The sequence below is a fragment of the Cypionkella sp. genome (assembly GCF_034376685.1).
Classification (GTDB): Bacteria; Pseudomonadota; Alphaproteobacteria; order Rhodobacterales; family Rhodobacteraceae; genus Cypionkella.
On sequence record NZ_JAXMJJ010000055.1, the window covers coordinates 50,375 to 57,992 of the forward strand.

6 protein-coding genes are annotated in these 7,618 nt (G+C 61.0%); 4 read left to right on the plus strand and 2 right to left on the minus strand.

Features of this window, described 5'->3' with window-relative positions; all coding sequences use genetic code 11:
• Nucleotides 1–60 precede the first annotated feature (60 nt).
• Nucleotides 61–1,311 (plus strand): class I SAM-dependent methyltransferase, encoded by a 1,251-nt coding sequence (locus U1A24_RS11595; protein ID WP_322322131.1) that lies wholly within the window; start codon nucleotides 61–63, stop codon nucleotides 1,309–1,311.
• Here U1A24_RS11595 and U1A24_RS11600 read toward each other — a convergent pair.
• Both U1A24_RS11600 and U1A24_RS11605 read right to left on the minus strand, forming a co-directional pair.
• On the minus strand, nucleotides 1,261–1,911 hold the full coding sequence (locus U1A24_RS11600; protein ID WP_322322132.1) for an aminotransferase class IV family protein: 651 nt from the start codon (nucleotides 1,909–1,911) through the stop codon (nucleotides 1,261–1,263). The two genes, U1A24_RS11595 and U1A24_RS11600, sit on opposite strands and share 51 nt — an antisense overlap.
• Nucleotides 1,869–3,014 (minus strand): aminodeoxychorismate synthase component I, encoded by a 1,146-nt coding sequence (locus tag U1A24_RS11605; protein WP_322322133.1) that lies wholly within the window; start codon nucleotides 3,012–3,014, stop codon nucleotides 1,869–1,871. Before U1A24_RS11605 ends, U1A24_RS11600 begins: the two co-directional genes overlap by 43 nt.
• 297 nt (nucleotides 3,015–3,311) lie before the next feature.
• Here U1A24_RS11605 and U1A24_RS11610 point away from each other — a divergent pair, with 297 nt between their 5' ends.
• The 3 genes from U1A24_RS11610 to carB all read left to right on the plus strand — a co-directional run.
• On the plus strand, nucleotides 3,312–4,871 hold the full coding sequence (locus U1A24_RS11610; protein WP_322322134.1) for an amino acid permease: 1,560 nt from the start codon (nucleotides 3,312–3,314) through the stop codon (nucleotides 4,869–4,871).
• A 79-nt stretch (nucleotides 4,872–4,950) separates the two neighbouring features.
• A complete protein-coding gene (locus U1A24_RS11615; RefSeq protein WP_322322135.1) occupies nucleotides 4,951–5,352 on the plus strand; it encodes a DUF1398 domain-containing protein in 402 nt (133 codons plus the stop codon).
• 170 nt (nucleotides 5,353–5,522) lie between these two features.
• On the plus strand, nucleotides 5,523–7,618 hold a 2,096-nt coding region (carB, locus tag U1A24_RS11620; RefSeq protein WP_322322136.1), incomplete at its 3' end, for a carbamoyl-phosphate synthase large subunit.

Here is a 7,618-nt window from a genome sequence, read left to right on the forward strand (position 1 = left end):
CATCTGGCTGGGACCATTGATGTGCCAAATCTACGCTACCGGTGCAAAAAGGGTATGACCATGTGGACGACTATTCTGAATAGAATGTTGGCTCAGTTGATCCGGCGCGGCACGCTGATCCTGCATTTTCCAGACGGCACAACCCACCGTCATGGCAACGGCAATCGGCCTGCGGTGACGGTGCGGCTGACTGACCCTGCGGTGATCGCGCGTTTGGTGCGCAATCCTGATCTGGCGTTGGGCGAGGCCTATGTTGCGGGCCACCTGACCATCGACGCGGATGATCTGCGCGGCTTGTTGGCACTGGTGATTGCCAACACCAAAGGCGGTGGCCCGCTGGTCTGGTGGCGGCGGATACAGGATGCGGTGCGGGTGATGCTGCGCGGAGCGGCGCAATTCAACAGCGCCAACCGATCTGCCGCCAATGTCGAACACCATTATGATCTGTCGGGCGCGCTCTACGATTTGTTTCTGGATGCCGACAGGCAGTATTCTTGCGGCTATTTCATCCAACCCGATGACACGCTGGAACAGGCGCAGCAGCAAAAGAAGGCGCATATTGCGGCAAAGCTGTGCCTGCAACCGGGCATGACGGTGCTGGATATCGGCTCGGGCTGGGGCGGCATGGCCCTGACGCTGGCGCGGGATTACGGCGCAAAGGTGCTGGGGGTGACGCTGTCGCAAGAGCAATACAAGCGATCAATGCAGCGCGCCGCCGAGGCTGGGCTGTCTGATCGGGTGTCGTTTCAACTGATGGATTATCGCCATCTGACTGGCACATTCGATCGCATCGTCTCGGTTGGGATGTTCGAGCATGTCGGCGTGCCGCATTATCCGGCATATTTTGCGCAAGTGAGAAACCTGCTTGGCCCTGATGGCATCGCGCTGATCCATACGATTGGACGTGCCGCACCGCCGAGTTCGACAAATCCGTGGATCGCAAAATACATCTTCCCCGGCGGCTATGTGCCTGCGCTGTCAGAAATTGCAGTGGCGATGGAAAAATCCGGGCTGTGGCCGACGGATATTGAGGTCTGGCGGCTGCATTACGCGATGACTTTGGCGCATTGGCTACAGCGTTTTGACGCCAATATCGAGAAGATCCGCGCGATTTACGATGATCGGTTCTGCCGGATGTGGCGGTATTATCTGATCGCCTCCGAGATGACCTTCCGGGAAGGCCGGCAATGCGTGTTCCAGATCCAGCTTGCCAGACGACAGGATGCGGTGCCGCTGACCCGCGATTATATCACCGAGACATCACGCCCCGATCTTCTGCACAAACAACGCTGGAATGAGGCCGCGCAGTGAATTGCCCAGCCAAAGCCGGACATTTTCAAGATCGTCGGCCCGCAAAACCGCCTCGCGCACGGCACCCGCCGCCAGCATCTCGGCGCGCAGCACACCCGGAAGCAATCCGCAGCTGAGCGGCGGCGTGCAAAGCCCGTCGCCTTGGTCGAAAAACACGGTGGTGATCGAGGCATCGCAGACCTCGCCGCGTTCATTGCGGAAGATCACTTCGTCCAGCCCATCCGGCAGGTTGGCCCGCGCCGCATCATAGGCTGCGCGGTTTGTTGATTTGACGGTGAGCCAAGGATCGTCTGAGGTCAGCCGCGTGGTCGCCAGACCCACCCGCCATTCCGGCTTGCCCGCAGGCAAAGCCGCCGCCTGCACTTCAAACCGGCCCTCAGACTCCAGCGTCAACCGCATCCGCGCGGCCCCCACAGGCACCGCTGCCATCAGCGCTGCCTCAACCGCCGACAGATCACAGCCCCAGCCCAGCGCCTGCGCGGAACGCCGCAGCCGCGCCAGATGCAGGGGCAAGCGCACCAGTGCTGCGCCATCCCAAGCCAACGTCTCGATCAGCTTCAGCCCTGCCGCACCAGCCCCTGCAAGTAACGCGCTTTCCACAAAGCCTCCTCCCACTCGCCATCGGGGGTGCTGTCTTGCACCACGCCGCCGCCGACATTCAACTCTATCGCGCCACCCGCAAACACCGACAACGTGCGGATCGCCACGTTGAACGACGACGCGCCATCCGGGGCCATCCAGCCAATCGCACCACAATAGACGCCACGCGGGAAGGGTTCGACCTCGTGGATGATCTGCATCGCGCGGATCTTTGGGGCCCCAGTGATCGAGCCGCAGGGGAACAACGCGGGCATCAGCGCGGCCATGCTGGGGGGGGCCACCAGTTGCCCGACCACGCGGCTGACCATCTGATGCACGGTTGCATAGTGTTCCACCGCGAAAAGTTCCGGCACCTTGACCGAGCCTATCTGCGCCACCCGGCTGATATCATTGCGCAACAGGTCCACAATCATCAGGTTTTCCGCCTGATCCTTGGGGGAGCCGCGCAAAGCCTCGGCCAGTTCCGCATCGCGCACGGGGTCGGCATCGCGCGGGGCGGTGCCTTTCATCGGCCGCGCCTCAATCCGCCCTGCCGCGGTGGTGCGCAGAAAGAGCTCAGGGCTGCGCGAGACCAGCACCGGCCCGACGCCGAGATCGAGGAACGCGCCATGCCCCACGGCCTGCCGCGCCCGTAGCGCGCCGTAAAGCCCGAGGGGTGTGCCTTGTAGCAGCCTTGTGCGCAGTGGAAAGGTCAGGTTGATCTGATAGCAGTCACCCGCGCCGATATAGGCCATCACGCGATCCATCGCAGCCCCATAGTCGGCGCGGCTGATCGCAGGCTGTAGCGCCGCCACGGCGACGCCGCGCGCCTCAGTTTTCGCCTCTGCCAACACCTGCGCCGGATCGGCTGGCCCGGTGAACACCCCGAACACCAGCAAAGGCCGCTCCGGATCAGTCGGAGGCATCAGCCCCGCCAGCTTCGGCTCTAGCGCATAGCCTGCTTCATAGCTGATGTATCCCGCGACCCATTTGCCCTGCGCGCGGGCGGCGTCCAGTTGGGCCAAAGCCGGAGCCAGCTCATCCGCATGCTGCGCCACGATCAACGTCTCTGCGCCGTCAAACAACGCAGGCTGCCCAAAAGGTCCGTCTTCGATCAGGATCACGCCCGCGCCCCTTGTTTGCCTGCCTGACATCTAAGCCAGCCCCACCACCTAGGCCAGCCCTGCCCGCAAATCCAGTCCAAGCTTTTTTCTGAATCGGGGCCGCCCGTCTTTTGCGCATTTGCGACGCGAAAATGTCCGTCTTGAACTGCACAGCCGTCGGCCCAGTGCTGTTTTCTGTAAATATCTATTCAGTGCTTGCCAGACTGAAAAATCCGCGCTTCCTTGGCGGAAGGGACGGCAAAATGTCGCACCTCTCACAATAATAACGACCAATCAAACGGTTCGGAGGGTAACTGAATGGCATCGGACGACTATACCGACAAAGATGCACATGAGGACATCAAAGTCCTGCATGGCATGGGCTACGCGCAAGAGCTTTCGCGCTCTATGTCGAAATTTTCCAACTTCGCAATCTCGTTCTCGATCATCTGCATCCTGTCGGGCGGCATCAACTCTTTCGCCCAAGCGATCTCATCCATCGGCGGCGCGGGCGCTGGCCTTGGCTGGATCACCGGCTGCATCATTTCGGGCATGTTCGCTTTGGCGATGGCGCAGATCGCCTCGGCCTTCCCAACCGCGGGTGGGCTTTACCACTGGGGCTCTATCCTGGGGGGCAGGTTCTGGGGCTGGCTGACCGCTTGGCTGAACCTTTTGGGTCTGATCACCGTGTTGGGCGCGATCAACATCGGCACCGCCTATTATTTCACCGGCACCTTCGGATATCTGATCAACTTTGGCGGCAGCGACACGGAAATCGTGCTGTTCGTCGCCGTGATCACCGCTGTTCAGGCGCTGTTCAACCACCTTGGCATCAAGGTCACCACCTTCCTGACCGACATTTCGGGCTACATCATCTTCGCCACCACCGCCGTGCTGGTGGTGGCCTGCCTGTATTATGCCCCCAGCCTGGAATTCTCGCGGCTGTGGACCTTCACCAACTATTCGGGTGACGCGGGCAATGGCACCTTCCCGCAATCCGACAACATGGCCTACCTGTTCCTGCTTTGCCTGTTGTTGCCGGTTTACACCATCACCGGCTATGACGCCTCGGCCCATACCTCTGAGGAAACCAAGAACGCCGCCACTTCGGTGCCAAAAGGTATCGTTTCGGCGGTGATCTGGTCGTCGCTGATCGGCTGGATCATGATCTGCGCCATCATGCTGGCGGTGCCGAACATGAACGAGGGGGCCGCACAAGGCTTCAACGTGTTCTTCTGGACGATGGATCAGATCCTGCCGACGGGTCTGAAAACCGTGATCTACGTTGGGATCCTGATCGCGCAGTTCCTCTGCGGTCTGGCCACGGTGACCTCGGCCAGCCGGATGTTGTTTGCCTTCGCACGCGATGACGGGATGCCGGCTGGCTCCAAGGCGCTGTCCACCGTGTCGCCGAAATACCGCACCCCGGTCAACGCGATCTGGACGGCGACGGTGCTCTGCATCCTTTACGTTCTGCTGGCGATGTCGATCAAGGTCGGCGAGACTTCGATCTACGTCATCGTGGTGAACTCGACGCTGGTATTCCTGTTCTTGTCTTTCACCATTCCGCTGGTGGCCGGGCTGTTCGCCTATGGCACCGCCAAATGGCCGAACCCCGGCCCTTGGGCAATGTCGGCGGGCCTTTACAAACTGGTGACGGTGCTTTCGGTGATCGGCATGGCGGTGATCTTGTTCATCGCCGTCGCCCCGCCGAACGAGCGTGTGCTGTACGTCGTGCTGGGCTTTATCGCCTTGGCACTGGTGCTGTGGGTGACAGTCGAAAACCGTCGTTTTGAAGGCCCACCGACCGGGGATCGCATCGCCGCCCGCAAGGCCGTGATTGCGGCTGCCGAAGCGGCTGTCGGCCAAAAGGCCTGATCTGCTGATCTGAACTCAAAGGCGGCCGGGGAGACCTGGCCGCCTTTCCCATCGGTAAAACGCCGCAACCGAGGCCCAAATGAACGACCGCCAAAAAGCCACCGCCCAAACCTGCCTGACCGCCGCCGAAACTGACGCGATGGCCTTTCCGCAGATCGTGGGCGCGCTGAACGAGGCCGGGTTCGAAAGTTACACCGTCGATTTGCGCCGCAGCACCGCGACCTATTTTCTGCCGGATGGCGATCGTGTGGAACTGGCCGCCCACAAGATCACCACCGCTATTGCAGACCATTTCGACGCAGCAAAGATGCAGGCCGCGATCCGCGAGGCCCAGCAACAGGTGGCGGGCTACACCTACAAAGGCTTTTGCGAAAAGGCCGCCGCTGCCGGATGCGCCAGTTACATCGTCTCGTTCTTGGGCCGCCGCGCGCTTTACATCGGCCGCAGCGGCGAAACCCATACCGAGCATTTCCCGGACTGAGCCTGCACCTTCGGCGGCCCCCGCAAACCGATTTCTTCAAAGAAAGCGGGCACGGATCTTTGCCGCAAAAATCGCCCCCCCGGCACGAGGCCGGATAAGCGGCCAAATGCCCCTTGCGCCCCGGCGTCGCATGGCTATAACCCGCAAAGTTTTGCGCATTGGGGGCCGATATGCCGAAAAGAACCGACATCAAATCCATCATGATCATCGGTGCAGGCCCCATCGTCATCGGTCAGGCCTGCGAGTTCGACTATTCCGGCGCACAAGCCTGCAAGGCTTTGCGCGAAGAAGGCTACCGGGTGATCCTGGTCAACTCGAACCCCGCCACGATCATGACCGACCCCGGCCTTGCGGATGCGACCTATATCGAGCCGATCACCCCCGAAGTTGTCGCCAAGATCATCGAGAAAGAGCGCCCCGATGCGCTGCTGCCGACGATGGGCGGCCAGACCGGTCTGAACACCGCTTTGGCGCTGGCTGACCTTGGTGTGCTTGAGAAATTCGGCGTCGAGCTGATCGGTGCCAAACGCCCGGCGATTGAGATGGCCGAAGACCGCAAGCTGTTCCGCGAGGCGATGGACCGCATCGGGCTGGAAAACCCGAAAGCCACCATCATCGCCGCGCCGAAACTGGCCTCGGGAAAGTATGACATTTCGGCAGGCGTTGCCGAATGTATGGCTGCGATTGAATATGTCGGACTGCCCGCGATCATCCGTCCCGCCTTCACTTTGGGCGGCACTGGTGGCGGTGTGGCTTACAACCGCGACGACTATGAAGCGATCTGCCGTTCAGGGTTGGAAGCCAGCCCGATGGCACAAATCCTGATCGACGAATCGCTGCTGGGTTGGAAAGAATTTGAGATGGAGGTGGTGCGCGACACCGCCGACAACGCCATCATCATCTGCGCGATTGAAAACATCGACCCGATGGGCGTGCATACCGGGGATTCTATCACTGTCGCCCCTGCCCTGACCCTGACCGATAAAGAATACCAGATCATGCGCAACGGCTCGATTGCCGTGCTGCGCGAGATTGGCGTCGAAACTGGCGGTTCCAACGTGCAATGGGCGATCAACCCGGCGGATGGCCGCATGGTGGTGATCGAGATGAACCCGCGGGTATCGCGCTCTTCGGCTTTGGCGTCGAAAGCCACGGGTTTTCCGATTGCGAAGGTCGCGGCCAAGCTGGCGGTCGGCTACACTCTGGACGAGCTCGACAATGATATCACCAAGGTGACACCCGCGTCGTTCGAGCCTTCCATCGACTACGTTGTCACCAAGATCCCGCGCTTTGCATTTGAGAAATTCCCCGGCAGCGAGCCGAACCTCACCACCGCGATGAAATCGGTCGGTGAAGTGATGGCGATTGGCCGCACCATCCACGAGTCGATGCAAAAGGCGCTGGCGTCTTTGGAGACCGGGCTTTGCGGCTTTGACGAAATCGAGATCCCCGGCGCGCCGGACAAGGTTGCGATCACCTTGGCGCTGTCGAAAGCCACCCCCGACCGTATCCGCGTCATCGCCCAAGCCATGCGCCACGGGTTGTCGGATGATGAGATTAACGCGATCACCTCTTTCGACCCGTGGTTCCTTGCCCGCATCCGCGAAATCATCGAGGCCGAGGCGGTCGTCCGCGCCAAAGGCCTGCCTTTGGACGCCACGGGCATCCGCAAGCTGAAAATGATGGGCTTCACCGACGCCCGCTTGGCCATGCTGACAGGCCGGGATGAAGCGCAAATCCGCCGCGCCCGCCGCAACCTTGGCGTCAACGCGGTGTTCAAACGCATCGACACCTGTGCCGCCGAGTTTGAGGCGCAGACCCCCTACATGTATTCCACCTACGAGGCCCCCGCGATGGGCGATGTGGAATGCGAAGCGCGGCCCTCGGCTGCGAAAAAGGTCGTCATCCTCGGTGGTGGCCCGAACCGCATCGGCCAAGGCATCGAGTTCGATTATTGCTGCTGCCATGCCTGCTATGCTTTGACCGCTGCGGGCTACGAGACCATCATGGTCAACTGCAACCCAGAAACCGTTTCGACCGACTACGACACCTCGGATCGTCTGTATTTCGAGCCGCTGACGCTGGAGCATGTGCTGGAAATCCTGCGGGTGGAGCAGGAAAATGGCAGCCTGCACGGCGTCATCGTGCAATTCGGCGGCCAAACGCCGTTGAAGCTGGCCAATGCCCTGCACGCCGAAGGTATCCCGATCCTGGGCACCACGCGCGCTACAAAGGGTTGTGCTGCCAGAAATTCCACCACTTTTTC